Origin of the sequence: Pokkaliibacter sp. MBI-7, from assembly GCF_029846635.1 — a bacterium.
Taxonomy (GTDB): domain Bacteria; phylum Pseudomonadota; class Gammaproteobacteria; order Pseudomonadales; family Balneatricaceae; genus Pokkaliibacter.
In genome coordinates this window covers 512,144-532,195 of sequence record NZ_JARVTG010000001.1, presented here as the reverse complement: position 1 = coordinate 532,195, position 20,052 = coordinate 512,144, and the positions used below count along the sequence as shown (strand labels likewise).

Sequence of the window (20,052 nt, the reverse complement as noted above, 5' to 3'; positions counted from 1 at the left end):
GTTTATTGGGCTCCTTGCTGGGTGGGGGTGAAACGCTGCACATTGAGCTGGGTGTTGCTATCCAGTTCTTTGTGGAGGGCTTGCCAGATAGAGAGTTGGTTGGCCTGCAGCCATGGCTGCTCGATGGGCAGGGAGTGGGGCAGGTGGTAAATAAGACCGTAGTATTGGTCTTTGCCGTTGTGGTGCTGACGTATCACTTTAAAGCGTAGCTGCGAGGTAATTCGGGCATCATCTGGCCATTCAGCCAGCTTCCATGTGGGCAGATGTTTACCTTTCTTCGGTTTGTCACCCACGGGATAGCCCAATAAGTGCACACCTGCTGCTGTTTGATCTTTCTGCGGTTCAGACCTGAAGTGTGTGACATCATCCCCGTCAGCTTCACCCTTGGCTTTGGTGCGGATGCTTTTCTTGATCTGGGCAAGTTGCTTCATTGCCTGCTCCCAAGACGGGCGTACTGGCGTTTTCCATATCAGTAGCCCTGTGTCGTCATAGCCGATGGTATGGGGCCAGTTATGGCTGAAACAGGCTTTGAGATTGGATTCAACGGGAAGGGGAGATACCGCCGTTTGCAGCTCTTCAATATGCAGTGAACCCCAGCCATTGGCGCTGCGGCTGCCCAATGTGCCAAACCATTGTATGAGCTGTAGGGTCGGGGTCAGGTCGATGTCAGCAGGGTGAGTAATGATCAGCTTGGTGTGACGGCTGCCTGGGGTAATGGCATTGCGCGTTCGCGTGTCTTTTGTTTGCTCTTTAGAACCCTCGGTATCGGTGCCAAGTGGTCCGTAGCCTAGGTAACTATAGCTTTGCAGCGTGTTGTCTATCGTCAGCTTTCCGTCCTCCCAAGGTTCCAACCGCAACTGCACCAGACTGCGCTGGGCAGCATTTTTCTCCTCCCCGTTTTGCCCGATACCCCCAAACAATGCCTTTTCCGCTTCGCGCAATCTGGCGATATCACCCTCCATGGCGGGCCAGCTGGCAATGCGCCACCAGAAGCGCAGCAGCGCCTTGATAGGCGGCGTGCGCCAGCCGCCGAATTGTTCGGCATCACCTAAAAAGGCAGGGGTATTGAAACTGAGGGAATAGGTAGAGCGGTGCAGAGTTTGTTTGTACCAGGGTATTTGAGTCGTATCGGCCACGCTGCGGAACCTCTGTAATCCTTCACTCGGCGGGGCATACAGCGCCACCGGAAGGGGGATGACTGTAAACAGGCTTTGCACTGTTTTAGCCATCCAGCGTGAACATAACAAGATAAATTTCAGGGAGTTGTGATCGGGGAGGGTGTGTTATTGATCTGGCAGTAACGATGTGAGTGGCAGACGGTGAGGTTCACTGCGTTCACCATCACCCTACATCAGCCCAGCGGTAGGGTGACGGTGAGGCACGAACCGCACCGTTTACCGCCGTCTGGAAGTAGAAAAATGGCCTGAACGGCCAGAGGGCCTGCGGGGGACCGAACGAGCTGCTGCCCCGCTACAAGCACCACGTAGAGTCGTAACGGCCTGAACGGCCAGAGGGTCTGCGGGAAGTTGAATCGTCGCCAAGTAGAGCAGGCTCTGAGTTCGTCGTAACGGCCTGAACGGCCAGGGGGTCTGCGGGGATCCCATAGCGGATACGCCCATGGTCCTGACACTGGGTCGTAACGGCCTGAACGGCCAGAGGGTCTGCGGGAAAGAAGACTCTATCCAGAAGTGTTTGGTTCGTCTGTCGTAACGGCCTGAACGGCCAGAGGGTCTGCGGGGTAGTGCCCACACTGAAGTTCAAAACTACAAACAGTCGTAACGGCCTGAACGGCCAGAGGGTCTGCGGGCATGTCATTTTTGCGCAGCGTCAACAGCACTACCATGTCGTAACGGCCTGAACGGCCAGAGGGTCTGCGGGAGCACCCCAAAATTCTCTTTTACCATCAACGCCTTGCGAGCCGGTTTTTGACGGCCCCAGGTTATCCACAGGGCAGACCCTGAAAAACACCCGAAAATCGCCGCTTTTTTGACAAGATTTCTTTTGAAATCAAGTGGTTGACGGTGATTTTTTGGAATGTTGCAGAAGGTAATCTGACAACCTTTGTTGTTAAAGAGCATTTTGCGCTTATCCACGCGCTGCCTATCACACCACATCCGAGGCGCAACAGGCAATCATCCTATCGCTGCCGTTTCTCCTGAGCAGGTTGCCCCGTCTGCCTCTCCAGTGTCTCCACCATCCAGCGGTAGAGGCTGTCCAGCTCGCGGGTGCCTTTCCAGTGGCTGGCAAAGCACAGCTGATAGTGGCCGCCCGGCTGCACTTCGGTCGGGTCGATCTGTTCCAGCCGGCCGTTCTGCAATTCTTCCTGCACAAAGAGTTTATCCACCACGGCCAGCCCCTGACCGTGGCTGGCCGCCTGAATGGCTGACAGCATGGAGTCGGTGGCGATCATCGAGGCCTGCTGGACGATGGCACGCGGCAGGCTGAGGGCGTCGAGGTAGCGGTCCCAGTCATTGAAAATGCGTGAGGGGGAGATCAGGTGGGCGTGGGCCAGCCAGTCAGCAGTGCTTTCGCCGGGGCGCGGGCCGGGGTAATGGGGGCTTTTTACGCAGATCAGGGTTTCGGTATAAACCGAATGATCACCGCCCGGCACGTCATTAAAAATGATGGCCATATCGAACTGCTCACGGCGAAAGTCTATATCGTACTGCCATGCCGAGGTCACGTTCAGGCGCAGGCCCGTCTCCTGCTCGCACTGGCGCAGCAGTGGGATAAACCAGCGGTCGGCGAAAGTCATCGGGACTTTTATCGCCAGTTTTCCCGTCGGCACCATGCTCTGGCAGGCCTGCTGAATCTGGCTGAAAGCGCCCGAGAGCTGGTCGAACAGGCGGGCGCCTGCCGGGGTCAGGCTGACCTGTGCGCCACGATGGAACAGGCTGAGCTGAAAGTGCGATTCAAGGCTGCGGATCTGTTTACTGATGGCTCCCTGGCTGACAAACAGCTCTTCCGCGGCACGGGAGAAGCTGCCATGGCGGGCGACGGCCTCGAAGGCCTGTAAGGCTTTGAGGGAGGGCAGGGCTTGGGTACGCATGATCCGTGAGAAAAACTCATAGGGGTGAGACAAGAACTCCTTTTACCCCTTTTCGGGGCCGCACTAAAGTAGCGCAGTATCTTGTCAGCCGCCAGTCTGCCGTCGGCTCTTGAGTAGGCCCGCCATCATGTTCAAGCTCTTCTCCCGTTCTGCTGAATCACATGCCATGCTGTTGATTCTTAACGCTATTCTGATCGGCTCGGTGATGGATATCTGCATCAAGCTGACCGGCGATGCGCTGGCTACCTGGCAGCTGCTGTTCCTGCGCTGGTTCGTCAATATTATTGTGCTGCTGCCGTTTGCCCTGCATGTCGGCTGGCGCACGCTGGCGTGGCATAACCCCCGCGTCCACTTTATGCGGGTGGTGCTGGTGGGGCTCGGCTCTTACATGCTGTTCTATTCACTGGCGCACTTGCCACTGGCGATGACGATCAGCCTGTTCTTTACCGAGCCGCTGTTTATGCTGCCGCTGGCGGCACTGCTGCTGAAAGAAAAGATCTCACCGCTGAACTGGCTGGCGGCACTGGCAGGCTTTGCCGGGGTGCTGCTGATTGCCCGTCCGGCTGATGCGCTGAGCTGGGAAAGTACCGCGGTGCCCTTTCTGGCACTGCTGGGCGCGCTGGGGTTTGCGACCTGTCAGGTGATGACCAAGGGCTATGGCAAGCATGAAACCACCTTCAGCCTGATCTTCTGGCTGTCGGTATTAACAGCGTTGTTCACGGCGCCCATGGCCTATAGCGAATGGAAGCCGATGACGCCGCAACTGTGGCTGCTGATCTTCGCCATTGCCGGTTCCGGCTGCCTGTATAACTACCTGTGGATCAGTGCGCTGCGGGTGGGGTCGATGGCCAGTATTGCCAACCTCAGTTACCTCAACCTGCCACTGGCGTATCTGTTTGGCTGGCTGATCTTCGATGAAATCCCCGATCTGATGACAGTGGTGGGGAGTCTGGTGATTCTGGCATCGGTGATCTTTATCGGGCGCCATAATATGCTGCAGGCGCGGAAGGTGCAGCAGGCGCTGTCCAACCCCCAGCCTGCGGTCACGGCCGCTGCTGCCAAGGCTGAACCCTGCTGATCGGGGCAACAATGAGGCAGTGTGGTGCGCAGATGGCGGCGTATAAACGGCAGAGCCAGTAATAAAGAAAGGGAGCGCAGGCTCCCTTTGGTCACTAACGTGCTGAAGAGAGTCAGTGTAATGGGCTGGTGGGGCGGTGATCGCCGCTTAACAGAGCACGCAGATAGTCATGCCACTGCTGCGGCTGGCCCAGATAGCGGGTGAATTCAAGGGCGTGATAGCCGTCATCCTGTTCGAGAATAAAGGTAGGGAAGCTGCGCCCGCCGATACGAGCCAGTAACTGCCGGGTCTCGGCGATATGTTCTTCGGTGGCCTTGCCCTGCACATCCCCATAAGCGGCGAGAAACAGATCATGGTCGACGCCGACCTGCACCGCCAGCCCGCTCAGGGTTTCCTTATCGGTAATGCTTTTGCCGTCGTGGTAGAGGGCATGCTGAATCGCATCCAGCATATCCAGTGGCTGATCGGTGACCAGATTGACCGCCAGAATGCCTGCCGTTGGCGGCGTTGAATCAAACAGCGCATCGGGGTCGTTGAGCAGGCCATCAAGATACTCTTTACCAAACGCCTGCCCGCTCAGCTCAGCAATGCGCAGGTCATTGGACAGTTCAAACTCGCGCATGTCCGTTGCGCGCCGTACGTTGTGGCCGGTGAGCATGCCGCCGGCATGCAAATACAATGGCAGATCACTCATGGTCGCCGCCGTGCGGGCCAGCGACGCGGCACCGTAACACCAGCCACACAGCGGATCGTAGATATAGTGCAGACGATTCATCGCAAACTCCTTCGCTACCTGTTCGCCACCTGTCACATGCTATGCCGCTGACCGGCATAAACCAGCGACGAAATGCTGGGATGTGTTGCGTTTATCCGCCGTGCGTTGCAGAGGCTGTCAGCTGTCAGGCTGGCTGAAGGGGCGGCACCACAGTGTGCAGCAAAAACTCATCGAACAGCGCCATGTCGGCGGGAGGCCGGATCGCTGGCGGCTGTTCGGGCAGACGAATGGTCAGTGTTGCTATCAGTGCATCCAGTATGGGGTAGCGCTGGACTGGCTGTTGCTCCGTAGCCCCGCGCCTGGCGCAGAGCAGCGTGGCCATGCTTTCCCGCTGCGATGTATCCAGCGGTAATCCATCGCACAGGGCATCCACAGCCAGTGGTGGCATACGCTGGTAATGCACCAGCCACCAGGCGCACAGCAGGGGGCGCAGCACGTAGAGATAGCGTTTGGCGGTCCAGTCAGCGGATGTCTGTCGGTTGTTGTGCGCCATGGCCAGATAGTGATGAAACAGTGGCCGTGGCCGAAAGCTCTGCGCTGCCAGTGCCCGGCAGGCGGTCAGCCAGGGCTCATCCGCGCGGTAAACCACGCTCGAGTGCAACCATTCCAGCAGGCTCGGGTTACTGCTGCGCAGCAAGGCCAGCGCCTTGCGTACATCCCAGCCGTGCAGGTCGAGACGGTCACTGACGGGCTGGCTGAAGGTGTCGGGGTGCTGGCCAATGCTCAGATAGTGGGGCAGTGGTCTGACGTAGATAAAACGCACGTCGTAGTCGCTGTCCGCCGAGGCGCAGTGCCAGGCACGGCTGCCGGATTCACAGGCGAACAGGATGCGCATCCTTTGCGGTTGTTCCAGTGCTGCCAGTGTCTGCAGAATTTTGTCTTGCATGGTGTTCCCTCCCTGGGCCGTGAGCAGCAGCTCACTACGTGTTCGCCCTTATCAGGCTGTTGAAAAACGTTATCGAGGAAGCCGAGACAAGGAAATACCCCAAGGGCACAAGAAACAGGCGAAAAAGCGGAGTTTAGTGGACTAAATGAGCATTTTGAGCCTGTTTTTGACGCGGTATTCGGCAACGCAGATAGATTTTCAATAGCCTGTTAATCAACTTTTGTTCGGTCTTGCCGATGCGACGGGGCTTGGGCCTAACGTCACCAGCCCGTTCATCACCTGATCCAGCCCGCCGTAGACGTTCAGATGGTTGATACGCTCCGCCACACGCTCCAGTGCTTCGAGCTCTTTCAGGCGCAGTAAGACCGGGTTGTTCTCCAGCATTTTCGCGGTGTTATGCAGCGAGCGGGTCGCGGCGGTTTCTTCACGGCGTTTGATCAGGTTGGCTTCGGCGGCTTTTTCTGCCTGAACGACCTGATTGAGGATGTCCTTCATCTCACCCGGCAGGATGATGTCTTTGATGCCGACCTGCTCCAGCTGCAGGCCCAGTGATTCGGCATAGCCGCGCACGGCCTTATCGACGGCCCTGGTGATGGCATCCTTATCGGCCAGCAGGGCATCCAGCGTGCGGGTGCCCACGGTTTCACTCAGGGCCAGCTGCAAACGACGATACAGATGATCCGCCGGTGTCTTGACCTGCTCAGCCAGTCGCACCGGATCGGTGATGCGATACGCAGCGGTCAGGTTGATACGCAGGCTGACGCGATCCCTGGTCAGGATTTCCTGGCCGCTGATATCCAGTGCCTGCCATTTGAGGTCATAGACCTGTGCACTCAGCTCGCGGTTGAAAGCCCAGTAGCCATAGCGTCCGGGTTGCAGCGTCTGCAGCAGGATGCCGTTTTCATACAGCAGGGCAACGGATTGCTCCGCCACTGTCAGCTGGAATACCCCGGTGTGGCCATTGGCACGCAGCAGGTTGCGGCGCATCAGGGCGGACAGCAGGTCATTGCTCAGCGGCAGCAGCTGTTGCAACGGGAAAATCTCCACGCGCAGGCCGGTGTTGCCCTTCCAGGTCACCAGACGGCGCAGTGGCTCCAGCAGCAAGTGCGGCTGATTATCCAGCCATAGCAGCCCGGCCTCGTCGGCTGCCAGCTGATGCACATCCACCAGATCACGGAAGGCCGGTTTGGTCAGCAGTACATCGAGATTGACGTGCTGGATGTCGATGCTGTTGATATTCAGCACTTCGCTGGTCAGCTCGTTGTGCAGATCATAGAAGCGGTAGCTGCCGGGTTGCAGCACCTGCTGCAACTGGCGCTGGCGGTATAGCAGCACACGTTCTTCGTCGGCAACCTGCATTTTCTTTATCAACATGATTGAGTCCTCTAGCAGGCTGTTGAAAAACGTTATCGAGGTAGCCGAGACAAGGAAATACCCCGAGGGCACAAGAAACAGGCGAAAAAGCGGAGTTTAGTGGACTAAATGAGCATTTGACTCGCTCCGCTCGCCCCTTCGGGGCCGTGCTAAAGCACGTTCAGCCTTTGGCTGTGAGCCTGTTTTTGACGCGGTATTCGGCAACGCAGATAGATTTTCAACGACCTGTTAAATCTGTATTGGGGTAATGAACCCTCAGGGGAACCCGGTCTGTCAGGCATCGGCACACGAAACAGCTATCCCTGTAGCGCGGCGGCATCCTTGCCGCATGTCGTGTGGCGCTGCCCGCAGTCAGCCGGGTTACGACCTGAGAGGGCGGTGTTACTGGCCGGCAGTGGATGGCTCAAAGCCACGACACAGCAGGCGTTCACACCTCGTGTTTAAGTAGGTTAGGGATTCGAACCCCAGTCTCATGACTTTCCGGTGAGCCTGAACGGGAATCGAACCCGTTTCTGCCGTTTTGGCCGCTCTGCCATTGAGCTATCAGGCGTGATGGTCTGGAGTGAGTCGCGGTACATCCTGCTTCAGGGAAGGGATGCCAGCCTGGGTTGTGAGCCAGCGCCACAGCAATCTCGATCATCTCCTGTACTATTGCCAGCACTGTGCCAGTCTTGTGATTGGTTCGATAAAATTCATATAACTCATTGATTAATAATAGATAAATTTATTAATGAGTAAGGTTGATATGTATCCCGACGTTGAACGAAGCAGCTATTTCTGATCGAATGAAATCGCTTTTTATCGGAAAGGATAAGAGATGAAAAACGTCGTGATCGGTTTTCTCGGTAGCGCCAAGGACAGCATGGGCAAGGGCAAAAAGCGCTGGCAGCTGTGGCGACCTTCGGTGGCGTGTGTGATGCAGCCTGAGCTGGCGGTTGATCGCTTTGTCTTGCTGCACGATGCGCGCGACAGCCGGCTGGCAAACAACGTCGGTGCCGACATGACCAGTGTGTCAGCCAGCACCGAGGTGCAGTTGCATCAGGTCAGCCTGCCTGATCCCTGGGACTTTGCGCAGGTCTATGCGGTGCTGCTGGATTTTGCCGAGCACTATCCGTTCAACCCGGAAGAAGAGCGTTACTTCCTGCATATCACTACCGGCACTCACGTTACCCAGATTTGCTGGTTCCTGCTGTGTGAGGCCAATTACATTCCTGCGGTGCTGATGCAGACGGCGCCTGACCGCGAAGGGGGCAACCCGGCGGGTACCGTTCAGCTGATTGATCTGGATCTGTCCAAATACGATGTCCTCGGCTCGCGCTTCCGCCGTCAGCATCTGGAGGGAGCCGACTTTCTGAAATCGGGGATCGATACCCGTAATGCCCAGTTCAACGCCATGATTCAGCAAATAGAGCGGGTTGCCATTCGTTCGGTGGCGCCGATTCTGATTACCGGGCCAACCGGTGCCGGTAAGTCGCAGCTGGCCAAGCGTATTTACCAGCTCAAGCAGCGACGGGGCTCAGTGCGCGGTGAGTTTGTGGCCATCAACTGCGCCACCTTGCGTGGTGACAGTGCCATGTCGGCCCTGTTTGGCCATCAGCGAGGGGCGTTTACCGGTGCGCAGCAGGCGCGCAAGGGGTTGCTGGCACGGGCAGACAGGGGGCTGTTGTTTCTGGATGAAATTGGTGAGCTGGGGCTGGATGAGCAGGCCATGCTGCTGCATGCCATCGAAGAAAAGAGCTTCTATCCGGTGGGGGCGGATCACCCGGTGCAGAGTGATTTTCAGCTGATTGCCGGAACCAATCGTGATCTGCAGCTGGAAGTGGAGGCCGGGCGTTTTCGCGAGGATCTGCTGGCGCGCATTAATCTGTGGAGCTACGAGCTGCCGGGCCTGCGTCACCGGCGTGAGGATATTGCGCCCAATCTGGAGTATGAGCTGCAGCAGGCCACTGAGTTGCTGGGCTGCAAGGTGGGGTTTAACCGCGCCGCCCGTGAGCAGTATCTGCAGTTTGCCCAGCACGGCGATGCGCTGTGGCTGGGGAATTTTCGTGATCTCAATGCCAGTGTGCAGCGCATGGCCACACTGGCCGAAGGCGGGCGTATCAACGAAGACATCGTGGCCGAAGAGAAGCAACGGCTGCAGCGTGGCTGGCGGCGGCAACCGCAGGAGGATCTGCCTGCGCTGGATGAGGTGCTGGACGCAGAGCAGCTGGCCAGTATTGATCTGTTCGACGAATACCAGCTGCGCAAGGTGGTCGCCGTCTGTCGTGACAGTGCCAGCCAGTCAGAAGCGGGCAGACGTCTGTTTAATCGCTCCCGGGAGCGTAAAAGTTCAAATAATGATGCCCACCGGCTGCGACAGTATCTGGCTCGATTCGGGCTGACTTTTGATGATCTTAATAAATAGCAGGCTTATCGGATCAGATAAAAATCCACCGGGATGATCGGGTTGATTTTTATAAAATCCAAATAAAAACAATAGGTTAATTAGTTTTCAGGAGCTGGCACTGATCTTGTTATCAGAGAGGTGTACTGACACAACCTACGAGTAACAGGAAAAACACCATGACCTACCAATCCTTCACCAGCCCCGGCGGGGGTCTGATCAAAAGCTGGACGCAGGGAGTCGCCTTTGATGACGGTGCCCGTCAGCAGCTGATGAATATCGCCCAGCTGCCCTTTGTCGGGCCGTGGGTAGCGGCCATGCCTGATGTGCATGTGGGTATGGGCGCCACCATTGGCTCAGTGCTGCCGACCGTCGGGGCCATTATTCCTGCGGCGGTGGGAGTGGATATCGGCTGTGGAATGGTGGCGGTACGCACGGATGTACACGCCCGTGACCTGCCCGACACACTGGCAACGCTGCGCAGTGAACTGGAGCGCTGTATCCCTCACGGCCGTTCAGTCGGACGCAGCAAGCGTGATAAAGGCAGCTGGCATGATGTGCCGGAGGATGTGCAGCAGAGCTGGAAATGGCTGGCACCGCGGTTCAGGGCGTTGTGCGACAAGCACCCCAAGCTGGCGAAGAGCAACCATCTCAGCCATCTCGGCACGCTGGGCACCGGTAATCACTTTATCGAGGTCTGTCTGGATGAGGCGGAGCGGGTGTGGATCATGCTGCACTCGGGCTCCCGTGGTGTGGGTAACTTTATCGGCATGCACTTTATCCAGCTGGCGAAGAAGGAAATGGAGCGCCATCAGAGACAGTTGCCTGATGACAATCTGGCCTATCTGCAGGAAGGCTCCCAGCACTTTGCGGATTATGTGGAAGCCGTCGGCTGGGCACAGGATTACGCCCGTCTTAACCGCCAGACCATGATGCAGCGCAGCCTGCAGGCGCTGGCAAGAACACTGGGCAAGCCGCTGGTGGTAGAGGAAGAGGCTATCAACTGCCACCACAACTATGTGCAGCAGGAGCAGCATTTCGGCCAGACGGTGTGGCTGACACGTAAGGGCGCCGTCAGTGCTCAGCAGGGGCAACTGGGGATCATCCCCGGCAGTATGGGGGCGCGTTCATTTATCGTGCGGGGTAAGGGGAATACCGAAAGCTTCTGCTCCTGCAGCCATGGTGCCGGGCGCATGATGTCGCGTACTGAGGCGAAGAAGAGCATCACTCTGGATCAGCATGTTGCCGCGACCGCGCATGTGGAATGCCGCAAAGACAGTGACGTCATTGATGAAAGCCCGGCAGCGTACAAGGACATCGACGCCGTGATGGCCGCCCAGCAGGATCTGGTGGAGGTGGTGTATACGCTGCGGCAGGTGGTGTGCGTTAAAGGCTAAAACACGATCTGCTGCGCGTCGGCCATACGGCGTTGAAAGCACCTTCGGAATGCTCATTTACACAAGTAAACTCCGCTTCCTCAGTTCTTTTCGCCTTGTCTGGCCTTAGCTCGCGAGATCGTGAGCAGAAGTTCCCGGTATGGCTGATCTGCTGGCGTCGGCCATACGGCACAGGTTAGGAACGGCAGAGCCTGATCCGGGATAGACCGTATCAGGCTTTTTCGTTATCAGGGCAGGGTCAGGGCGATATCGCCGGGGTGCTTCTTCACTTCGCTGTAGGGCAGATAGGGCCAGTCGGGGTACTCGCAGGCGCGGGCAACACGAGCAAAGTAGGGGCTGATATAGAGCCCTTTGGCGGTGAAGTACCAGGGCACAAACTGCCAGACATCGCTGTCCTGATAGTCGCAGTCATCTTCCGACTTGGCCTGATTGACGCCCATGTCCTTGGGGTAGAGCTTGCTGAAATAGCTCATGATCCACGGAGCGAAGACATCACTGCGGTATTTGCTGAACTCATCGAAGTTCTCGTAGGTGCGGTCGTTGTAATGAATCGGTTTGCCGTCACCCAGCCAGAACACATCTTCCAGCGTCAGCTCCTTACCGGTATGCACGTCCAGATTGATGGGGTTATCACCAAAATCAGGATGGGCGCCGCCGCAGAAATAACTGGTAAAGACGCTGACGCTCATGACGGAGGTATTGAAGTACATCGGTTTCAGCGTCTGTTCGAAATCCCCACCACCGGTCTGGCTGCCCCCCAGCATGCACTCAAAATAGCTGGTGACTTCCTGCCACTGTTTGTCACGCAGTACCTGATTGATTAGCGTCAGATCGACCCCCTGCGGGCCGCTCAGCCAGGTAAACAGGCTGATTTTGGAGGTGGGTTCGGTCCACCATTGCAGCTGGTAACCCATAAACTTCTCGGTCTTGCCCTTGGTGAACGCCAGATCGGCAAGGCGAATCAGATCATAGAGGGAGTCTTTGGCGAGGCTGTTCAGGTAGGTCGAGGCCTGTTCCTGTTCGTCCAGTGCGGGCTGGCGGGCGGGAGTCAGTCGAATGGGCAGGGTTTGATTCTTGCGCTGCCAGGTGCCGCTCCAGCTGCCATCGTTGTTACGGTGCAGTGTCCAGGGCTGTTGCGACTGTTCATCACCGTACTGTTGATTTTCGCTCATGCGCAGGGTGCCGCTGGCATCCAGCTGGCCATCGAGGGCGATGTCACTGTGGTATTTCTGATAGAAGTAGCGGCCGGATACCGCATTGGGATCGTCCAGCGTCAGCTCGACGGTAACAGGGGTTTTGCCCAGGATGCCCTGCAGCACCTGAGTCTCCGCATGGGCAGTCGAACAGCCCAATGCCAGGAGCGCCAGACAGCGGACTCCCAGCGAACGCACTGAAGTCATCCTTGAAACTCCTTTAAGGATAGAGCGTTAAGCATAGATGGCTTTTGTTGTTTTTAGATAACCGTGCGCGGATGTTAGCCTGCCGCAGAAGTGATAACCAGATCACGCCCCCTCACTTCCACAGTTCTTGCCTCACTCCCTGTGGGCAGGCTCTGGGCTGGTCAGTCTTGCGTTACCGCGTTGCCAGTGATGCTGCAGGTTTTACCGGTCTGCGCGACAGATAAATACCAACGACAATCAGGGCCACGCCTGTCAGCTGGGCTAGGGTGGAAGCGTGCCACTGCCCGTGAAAGTCGAGCAGCACGCCAGTCACCATCTGGCCGCTGATCACCAGAACGGCGGTTCTGGTGGTGCCGATGCGGGGCAGCACATGGCTGTTCAGTGCCACAAACAGTACGCCGATAACTCCCCCCGCGTAGCTGAGTAAGGGCGCTGAGTGCAATGTCTGCAGCAGAGCAGGTGTGGACCCGGGTGTCAGCAGCAACAGGGCTGACAGCAGGGCAAAACCCACCGCATGGTTCCACCAGGAGGTAGGGAAGGCGCCAATATGGCTGCCCAGACGGCCATTGATAGCACGACTGGCACCAATACAGAGACCATTGAGCAGAGCCAGCAGGATAAAGGAAATCATGATTGCTTCTCGTAACGGATTAACGGCTGAAAATAATCAGTGCACTGCCTGCCAGTACGCAGGCAGTGACCAGCCCATCGCGGCGGGTCAGCGGGCGACGTGGTACACCGAACCATCCCCGCTGATCAGTCAGCAGACCAAAGATCACCTGCCCGACCATCATTAACGCCAGTGAGCCTGCCAGCCCCAGCGGGCTGTTGACGGTTACGCCGGCCAGTAGCACGGTAAACGCCCCCGGGATGCCACCCAGATAGCTCCAGCGCGGGGCTTTGCCGGGGGATGAAATGGCGTGATGCCGGGCCGATGTTGTTGAGATCAGGCGGACAATCAACAGGGCTGCCAGTGCCCCGACTCCATGTGCCACCCATGAGGAAAACAACGCCGAGCTGTACCGTGCCAGCTCGCCATTCAGTTTGATCATCAGTGCCAGTAATACGCCGCCCAGCAGCGCCAGCAGCAGATTGGTGGAGCCTTTCAGCATGGGAAACATCGGTATTGCTCTCCTGACAATAGATAGCTAAATGGGCGGGGCGACTAACAGAGGCGCCACTGTACGCTGAAACAGGGCTGGCTATAATCCGCTGTCAGAGAAACCTGTTGTTGAGTAAAAGTTGACTATTTGGGCGCCGGCCAGGGGAGAGGACAGCAATGAGCAGTGTGGACAGCTTCTCCGCCATCCCGGTGTTTGTCGCGGTGGTGGAAAGCGGCAGTTTTTCAGCGGCAGGGCAGCGGCTGGGCATTACCAAGTCCGCCGTCAGCAAGCGGATCAGCCAGCTGGAAGAAACCCTGGGTGCGCGCCTGCTGCAGCGTACGACCCGTAGCCTGAGCCTGACCGAAGCGGGCGAGCAGTATTTCGAGTATGTGCGCGGAGCACTGACGCTGGCGCAGGAAGGCGAAGATGCCATCAGCCAGCTACAAGGGCAGCCGCAGGGGGTACTCAAAGTCAGCACGCCGATGGTGTTCGGCCGCCTGCATATTGCGCCGCTGGTGAGCGCATTTCTGCGGCGTTATCCCGGTATTCAGCTGCAGATGGTGATGGACGACAACATGGTCGATCTGGTCGAGGGCGGTTTCGATCTGGCGATTCGTATTGGCCATATTCCCGAATCGCGGCTGATAGCGCGGCGTCTGGCGCCGGTGCGCAGCGTGCTCTGTGCCTCACCGGCGTATCTGCAGCAGTACGGTGTACCACTCACGCCGGATGATCTGCGCCAGCATAATTGCCTGTTCTATTCGCTGTTTCGCGGTGGCGCCGAGTGGACCTTCAACAGTAGCGACGGCCCGGTGCGGGTGCAGCCTCGCGGGAATTTTCAGGTCAATAACAGCGAGGCTCTGCGCGAAGCACTGGTGGCAGGGCTGGGGATTTGCCAGATGCCGACCTTTATCGTCGGGCCGGATCTCGCGGCCGGCAGGCTGGTGTCGCTGCTGCCGGACTACCCGCTGCCACTGCACGCAGCTTATGCGATGTTCCCCGAGCGCAGGCATCTGCCTGCGAAAACGCGGGTTTTTATCGACTTTCTTGCCGACCAGTTAGGTGGCGATCAGCCGCTGTGGGATGACCCACCGGCGTAATCAGCGAATGCCCCAGCCCAGTTTCATCGCCAGCCAGTCCCACAGATCAAGCAGTTCCGGTGGCAGCTGATCAACAGCCGCCGCGGTGTTGGCCAGATAGGTCACCAGACCACCGAGCAGCACGCAGAAGCAGCCAAATCCCAGCACCGAGGCAGAGGTAAACAGCATTGACAGCCACTTTTCCTTTTTGCTGACGCCGCGGCGGTTAACGCCCATCAGCAGCACAAAGTAGAGTTGTCTGGGCAGAAAGGGGAAGGCCAGCGAGCCGCGCATATCGATAGAGTGATTACCCCAGGCGCGGGAGTTCAGCGCCAGCCGGATATAGCGCAGCTGGTGCTCATCAAAAGAGTCCGCCACATGAGCAGGCACCTGATCAAAAAAGCGTTTGATCACCGGGTCATTGCGCAGATGTTGCAGGGGAGTATGTAACGGCGTGGCTAGCAAACTGGAAGATTGCACGGGCTGGGCAGCATTGTTGTTATCAGTGGAGATCAGGCGCAGTCGCGGGTGCATAGAGAATCCTGTACGGCGGGGCGGTTGACAGGATATGAGTGGGCCATGATCTGGAATGGTTCATGGCACTGTGTCGTCATTCAGTAGTCCAGTCCCTCGGCGCACCCTCATCGCATTTCCTGCATTCAAGTTCAGCCCCCCGCATGGCCTGACGACCCTGCTCGGTAATAACCCAGGGGCGGTTTTGCCAGGGGGGATCATGGCGCACATGCTGATTATGGCCACAGGCCAGACGTGCTACCCAGTGCTGTTCTTCGTCCTTGTGGTAGCCGACAATTGGTTTTTTCAACGGTAAATGTCTCAGGTTTAACGTGATAATATTTTTATATGATTATGTGCATCTAGAATATTCTGTATATCTTCCATTTTGTCTAAGACTTTTATTCTATAGAACTCCTTGTTTTTATCTGGGGTGGTATGGTTTGTAGATGCTGGTTTGGATATATGGTTGTTCCCTGCTTTGGAGGGGAGGCGTATATGGATTTCTTTTTTAGTTTTTATAAGGTATAGCTCGAATATGAAGGTGTGAGTTCCGCTAATATCTGAATGATAAAATTTTATCTTGTTGCTGGGTTTGCTCTGTGTGGCTGAATTATCAATCTTAATTCGCCCAGTTATTCCTTGTTTGTTCCGAGTTGAAGTAGCAAAGTCCAGTATAAGTTTTTCTAAATTTTTGTGTGCTGAACTATTAAAAATAGATGAAAAGAGTTGAATGGTGCTGTTGTGCTGGCTATTAGTCGTATCTATAAAGCCATAATTCTGAAAAAGATTAGTTAGTAATTTTTGCATTTTTGATTTCTCTGTATTAACTACGGGGGATTATTTCTACTTTTTTTTCACCGGGACTGTCAAACGAACTGTGTAACTGCTCCCTTTCAGAGTGCGGCCAGCGGCACCAGTTACATGTCATCTATTGTCTGTGACAGCCACACTGATTGACGCCTTGTCGCATTCGCGTCATCTCCATGTCGTTTTTAATGAGCCCGGCCCCAGACCACAGGGATAGACTGGCCTCAATCACCGGTGCTGCGCCTTTGCCTGTGCCGGACACGAGATCAGGAGAGGTTTTGAGTCATGAATGCTGCCGAGCTGCACCAGGATGCCATCGTTATCGACGGTTTGGTTATCGCCAAGTGGGATCGCGATCTGTTTGAAGATATGCGTCGTGGCGGGCTGACCGCAGCCAACTGCACCGTGTCGGTGTGGGAAGGTTTTCAGGCTACCGTCGACAATATCGTCAAGTTCAACCAGATGATGGAAGCCAACAGCGATCTGCTGCGCCCGGTGCTGTCGACCCGTGACATCCGTCGCGCCAAGGAAGAAGGCAAGACCGGCATCATTTATGGCTTCCAGAATGCCCATGCCTTCGAAGACCAGATCGGCTATGTCGAGATCTTCAAGAAGCTGGGCGTGGGCATCGTGCAGATGTGCTACAACACCCAGAACCTGGTAGGCACCGGCTGCTATGAGCGTGACGGTGGTCTGTCTGGTTTCGGTCGCGAGATCGTCGCTGAAATGAACCGCGTAGGCGTGATGTGCGACCTGTCGCACGTCGGCAGCAAAACCTCCGAAGAAGTCATCCTCGAATCGAAAAAGCCCGTGTGCTACTCCCACTGCCTGCCTTATGGCCTGAAGGCTCATCCACGCAACAAGTCTGATGAAGAGCTGAAGTTCATTGCTGATCACGGCGGTTTTGTCGGCGTTACCATGTTCGCGCCGTTCCTGGCCAAAGGGATCGACTCCACTATCGACGACTACGTCGAAGCCATTGCCTACGTGATGAACATTGTGGGCGAGGACGCCATCGGTATCGGCACCGACTTCACGCAGGGCCACGGCCATGACTTCTTCGAGTGGCTGACTCACGACAAGGGCTATGCCCGTCGTCTGACCAACTTCGGCAAGATCGTCAACCCGCTGGGCATTCGTACCCTGGGCGAGTTCCCCAACCTGACCGAAGCCCTGCTCAAGCACGGTTTCAGTGAGCGTCAGGTACGCAAGATCATGGGTGAAAACTGGGTACGTATTCTGGCTGATGTGTGGGGCGAATAATTCGCACCCGTCGCATTACCGCTCAACCGATTTAACTGAACGCACGGCCTCCTGTCGCCCGCTGTGGTGGGTTGGGGAGGCTTTGCCTGAAAAGCACTGATGACGCCAGAAAGCAGGTCTGAGAGCCTGATTCTGCTAACGAAACCGTGATTAACCGGCCAAGCAGGCCAGAGGCAGGCAACATCTCCTGTGCCAAGTGATGTGACTGCCGCGACTGAGGAAAGACTGATGAGTAAGCATGCCCCCGAGATGCCAATCGAAGTAGACAGCGAAACCGGCGTGTGGACCACCGATGCACTGCCGATGCTGTACGTTCCCCGTCACTTCTTTGTTAACAACCATATCGGTATCGAAGAGGAACTGGGCCCGGACCGCTATGCAGAGATTCTCTACAAAGCCGGTTACAAGTCTGCCTGGCACTGGTGTGAAAAAGAGGCCGAGTGCCACGGCATCGAAGGCGCGGCGGTATTTGAGCACTACATGAAGCGTATTTCTCAGCGTGGCTGGGGTCTGTTCAAGATCGAAGAACTGGATCTGGATAACGGCACTGCCCGCGTCCGTCTGGACCACTCCGCCTTTGTCTATGTGTACGGCAAGGTCAATCGCAAGGTTGATTACATGTTCACTGGCTGGTTCGCCGGTGCTATTGACCAGATTCTGGCGGCCAGAGGCAGTGCTGTTCGCACCGTGGCTGAGCAGGTCTACAGCGAGGCCGAAGAAGGCCACGATCACGGCTTGTTCGTCGTCAAACCGCTGTAAAGCGGCTGGGGTGACTGTCTGGGTTTAGGAGTGCGTTATGGCCTTTGAAGCAATGTTCCAGCCGATTCAGATCGGCAAACTGACAATTCGCAACCGTGTGCTGAGTACTGCTCACGCCGAGGTGTATGCCACCGACGGCGGCATGACCACCGAGCGTTACGTCCAATATTACGAAGAGAAAGCCAAGGGCGGCATTGGTATGGCGATCTGCGGTGGTTCATCCGTGGTGGCCATCGACAGCCCGCAGGGCTGGTGGAAGTCGGTCAACCTGTCGACCGACAAGATCATTCCTCATTTCCAGAATCTGGCGGACGCCATGCACAAGCACGGCGCCAAGATCATGATTCAGATTACCCACATGGGTCGTCGTTCCCGCTGGGATGGCGAGCACTGGCCGACGCTGATGTCACCGTCTGGTATCCGTGAACCCGTACACCGTGCCACCTGTAAAACCATCGAGCCGGAAGAAATCTGGCGTGTGATTGGTAACTACGCGCAGGCGGCCCGTCGTGCCAAAGAGGGTGGTCTGGACGGCGTCGAACTGTCTGCCGTACACCAGCACATGATCGACCAGTTCTGGTCACCCCGTGTTAACAAACGTACTGATGAGTGGGGCGGCAGCTTCGAGAACCGCATGCGCTTCGGTATGGAAGTGCTGAAAGCAGTGCGGGCTGAAGTGGGCCCGGATTTCTGCGTCGGTATGCGTATCTGTGGTGACGAGTTCCATCCGGACGGTCTGACCCATGACGACATGAAGCAGATCGCCAAATATTACGCTGACACCGGCATGATCGACTTTATCGGTGTGGTGGGTTCAGGTTGTGATACGCACAACACCCTGGCCAACGTTATCCCCAACATGACCTATCCGCCCGAGCCTTTCCTGCATCTGGCGGCTGGCATCAAGGAAGTGGTCAATGTGCCTGTGCTGCACGCGCAGAACATCAAAGACCCCAATCAGGCGACCCGCATTCTGGAAGGCGGTTATGTGGACATGGTCGGTATGACCCGCGCCCACATCGCTGACCCGCACTTTATCGCCAAGATCAAGATGAATCAGGTAGACCAGATTCGTCAGTGCGTGGGCGCCAACTACTGTATCGACCGTCAGTATCAGGGCCTCGACGTACTCTGTATCCAGAACGCGGCGACTTCCCGTGAATACATGGGAGTGCCTCACATCATCGAAAAAACCACCGGTGCCAAACGCAAGGTGGTGATCGTTGGTGGCGGCCCTGCCGGTATGGAAGCCGCACGTGTGGCGGCTGAGCGTGGTCATGATGTGACCCTGTTCGAGAAGCAGGAGCAGCTGGGCGGGCAGATTACTCTGGCCTCCAAAGCGCCGCAGCGTGATCAGATTGCCGGTATCACCCGCTGGTTCCAGCTGGAGCTGGCACGTCTGAACATCGACCTGCGTCTGGGTACGCCTGCTGATGCCGCAAGCATTCTCGACTGCAAACCCGATATCGTCATTCTGGCCAACGGCGGTCATCCGTTCCTTGAGCAGAACGAGCACTGGGGGGCCCATGAGGGTCTGGTTGTGAGCAGCTGGGATATCCTGTCCGGCAAGGTAGAGCCGGGCAAGAACGTACTGGTGTACGACACCATCTGTGAGTTCAGCGGTATGTCAGTGGCCGACTATCTGGCAGACAAGGGCTCCAAAGTGGAAATCGTGACCGACGACATCAAGCCCGGCGTGGCCATAGGCGGCACCACCTTCCCGACTTACTATCGCAGCATGTATCCGAAAGAAGTGATCATGACCGGCGACCTGATGCTGGAGAAGGTATACCGCGAAGGTGACAAGCTGGTGGCGGTACTGGAGAACGAGTACACCGGCGCCAAAGAGGAGCGCGTGGTGGATCAGGTGGTGGTCGAGAACGGCGTACGTCCTGACGAAACCCTGTACTACGCACTCAAGCAGGACTCACTCAACAAAGGGCAGATCGATATCGAAGCGTTGTTTGCCATTGCGCCCCAGCCCAGCCTGAAGCAGCTGGATGGCAAGGCCGCTGGCAGCTACCTGCTGTATCGCATCGGTGACTGCGTGGCACAGCGTAATACGCATGCTGCCATCTATGATGCCCTGCGTCTGTGTAAGGACTTCTAAACCACATCGTTACTCATAAGTAGCCCCATGCCTCAAGCTCCAGGCTGCAAGCGTTCAAGCCATTGAGTCGCTG

At 56.8% G+C, this 20,052-nt stretch carries 18 protein-coding genes, 1 tRNA gene and 1 CRISPR repeat array; of the genes, 7 read left to right on the top strand and 12 right to left on the bottom strand.

Going from position 1 to position 20,052, the window contains the following annotated elements:
- Positions 1-2: 2 nt before the first annotated feature.
- Both QCD60_RS02560 and QCD60_RS02555 read right to left on the bottom strand, forming a co-directional pair.
- Positions 3-1,136 carry an RAMP superfamily CRISPR-associated protein gene (locus QCD60_RS02560; RefSeq protein WP_279782133.1) on the bottom strand — a complete coding sequence of 378 codons (1,134 nt, stop codon included), beginning with the start codon at positions 1,134-1,136 and terminating at the stop codon, positions 3-5.
- A 276-nt stretch (positions 1,137-1,412) separates the two neighbouring features.
- Positions 1,413-1,878: a CRISPR direct-repeat array (repeat unit 35 nt; unit sequence GTCGTAACGGCCTGAACGGCCAGAGGGTCTGCGGG).
- Positions 1,879-2,137: 259 nt separating this feature from the next.
- Complete coding sequence (locus QCD60_RS02555) at positions 2,138-3,082, bottom strand: LysR family transcriptional regulator (protein WP_279782131.1); 945 nt, start codon at positions 3,080-3,082, stop codon at positions 2,138-2,140.
- 94 nt (positions 3,083-3,176) lie between these two features.
- Between QCD60_RS02555 and QCD60_RS02550 the strand changes: the two genes are divergently transcribed.
- Positions 3,177-4,127 (top strand): DMT family transporter, encoded by a 951-nt coding sequence (locus QCD60_RS02550; RefSeq protein ID WP_279782129.1) that lies wholly within the window; start codon positions 3,177-3,179, stop codon positions 4,125-4,127.
- 112 nt (positions 4,128-4,239) lie between these two features.
- Here QCD60_RS02550 and QCD60_RS02545 read toward each other — a convergent pair whose 3' ends face one another.
- The 4 genes from QCD60_RS02545 to QCD60_RS02530 all read right to left on the bottom strand — a co-directional run bounded on the left by QCD60_RS02545 (position 4,240) and on the right by QCD60_RS02530 (position 7,712).
- Positions 4,240-4,902, bottom strand: coding sequence for a hypothetical protein (locus QCD60_RS02545; protein ID WP_279782127.1), 663 nt, complete (start codon positions 4,900-4,902; stop codon positions 4,240-4,242).
- A gap of 124 nt (positions 4,903-5,026) precedes the next feature.
- The gene (locus QCD60_RS02540; RefSeq protein ID WP_279782125.1) at positions 5,027-5,788 is read right to left on the bottom strand and encodes a nucleotidyltransferase domain-containing protein; all 762 of its coding nucleotides are present in this window, start codon (positions 5,786-5,788) and stop codon (positions 5,027-5,029) included.
- 213 nt (positions 5,789-6,001) lie between these two features.
- Positions 6,002-7,162: a slipin family protein gene (locus QCD60_RS02535; protein ID WP_279782123.1), complete on the bottom strand. Its 1,161-nt coding sequence runs from the start codon at positions 7,160-7,162 to the stop codon at positions 6,002-6,004.
- A gap of 485 nt (positions 7,163-7,647) precedes the next feature.
- Positions 7,648-7,712 (bottom strand) — tRNA-OTHER (locus QCD60_RS02530).
- A gap of 267 nt (positions 7,713-7,979) precedes the next feature.
- On the opposite strand from QCD60_RS02530, the gene rtcR reads away from it, so the two are divergent.
- Both rtcR and QCD60_RS02520 read left to right on the top strand, forming a co-directional pair.
- Positions 7,980-9,566 (top strand): RNA repair transcriptional activator RtcR, encoded by a 1,587-nt coding sequence (rtcR, locus tag QCD60_RS02525; RefSeq protein WP_279782120.1) that lies wholly within the window; start codon positions 7,980-7,982, stop codon positions 9,564-9,566.
- A gap of 158 nt (positions 9,567-9,724) precedes the next feature.
- A complete protein-coding gene (locus QCD60_RS02520; protein ID WP_279782118.1) occupies positions 9,725-10,942 on the top strand; it encodes an RtcB family protein in 1,218 nt (405 codons plus the stop codon).
- Between the two features lie 227 nt (positions 10,943-11,169).
- Here QCD60_RS02520 and QCD60_RS02515 read toward each other — a convergent pair whose 3' ends face one another.
- From QCD60_RS02515 to QCD60_RS02505, 3 genes are all read right to left on the bottom strand, one after another.
- Positions 11,170-12,342 (bottom strand): hypothetical protein, encoded by a 1,173-nt coding sequence (locus QCD60_RS02515; protein ID WP_279782116.1) that lies wholly within the window; start codon positions 12,340-12,342, stop codon positions 11,170-11,172.
- A gap of 172 nt (positions 12,343-12,514) precedes the next feature.
- Complete coding sequence (locus QCD60_RS02510; RefSeq protein ID WP_279782114.1) at positions 12,515-12,973, bottom strand: DMT family transporter; 459 nt, start codon at positions 12,971-12,973, stop codon at positions 12,515-12,517.
- Between the two features lie 19 nt (positions 12,974-12,992).
- A complete protein-coding gene (locus QCD60_RS02505; protein WP_279782112.1) occupies positions 12,993-13,463 on the bottom strand; it encodes a DMT family transporter in 471 nt (156 codons plus the stop codon).
- A 158-nt stretch (positions 13,464-13,621) separates the two neighbouring features.
- Here QCD60_RS02505 and QCD60_RS02500 point away from each other — a divergent pair, with 158 nt between their 5' ends.
- Positions 13,622-14,545, top strand: coding sequence for a LysR family transcriptional regulator (locus tag QCD60_RS02500; RefSeq protein ID WP_279782110.1), 924 nt, complete (start codon positions 13,622-13,624; stop codon positions 14,543-14,545).
- On the opposite strand, the gene QCD60_RS02495 is transcribed toward QCD60_RS02500, so the two are convergent.
- The 3 genes from QCD60_RS02495 to QCD60_RS02485 form a co-directional block, all read right to left on the bottom strand.
- The gene (locus QCD60_RS02495; RefSeq protein ID WP_279782108.1) at positions 14,546-15,058 is read right to left on the bottom strand and encodes a hypothetical protein; all 513 of its coding nucleotides are present in this window, start codon (positions 15,056-15,058) and stop codon (positions 14,546-14,548) included. It abuts the gene before it with no gap.
- Between the two features lie 76 nt (positions 15,059-15,134).
- Positions 15,135-15,347: a DUF3565 domain-containing protein gene (locus tag QCD60_RS02490; protein ID WP_279782106.1), complete on the bottom strand. Its 213-nt coding sequence runs from the start codon at positions 15,345-15,347 to the stop codon at positions 15,135-15,137.
- A 17-nt stretch (positions 15,348-15,364) separates the two neighbouring features.
- Positions 15,365-15,847: a hypothetical protein gene (locus QCD60_RS02485; RefSeq protein WP_279782104.1), complete on the bottom strand. Its 483-nt coding sequence runs from the start codon at positions 15,845-15,847 to the stop codon at positions 15,365-15,367.
- 285 nt (positions 15,848-16,132) lie between these two features.
- Between QCD60_RS02485 and QCD60_RS02480 the strand changes: the two genes are divergently transcribed.
- From QCD60_RS02480 to dgcA, 3 genes are all read left to right on the top strand, one after another.
- On the top strand, positions 16,133-17,110 hold the full coding sequence (locus QCD60_RS02480) for a dipeptidase (protein WP_279782102.1): 978 nt from the start codon (positions 16,133-16,135) through the stop codon (positions 17,108-17,110).
- Between the two features lie 228 nt (positions 17,111-17,338).
- Positions 17,339-17,869, top strand: coding sequence for a 4-vinyl reductase (locus QCD60_RS02475; protein WP_279782100.1), 531 nt, complete (start codon positions 17,339-17,341; stop codon positions 17,867-17,869).
- 37 nt (positions 17,870-17,906) lie between these two features.
- Positions 17,907-19,979 (top strand): dimethylglycine demethylation protein DgcA, encoded by a 2,073-nt coding sequence (dgcA, locus tag QCD60_RS02470; RefSeq protein ID WP_279782098.1) that lies wholly within the window; start codon positions 17,907-17,909, stop codon positions 19,977-19,979.
- The last annotated feature ends 73 nt before the right edge of the window (positions 19,980-20,052 follow it).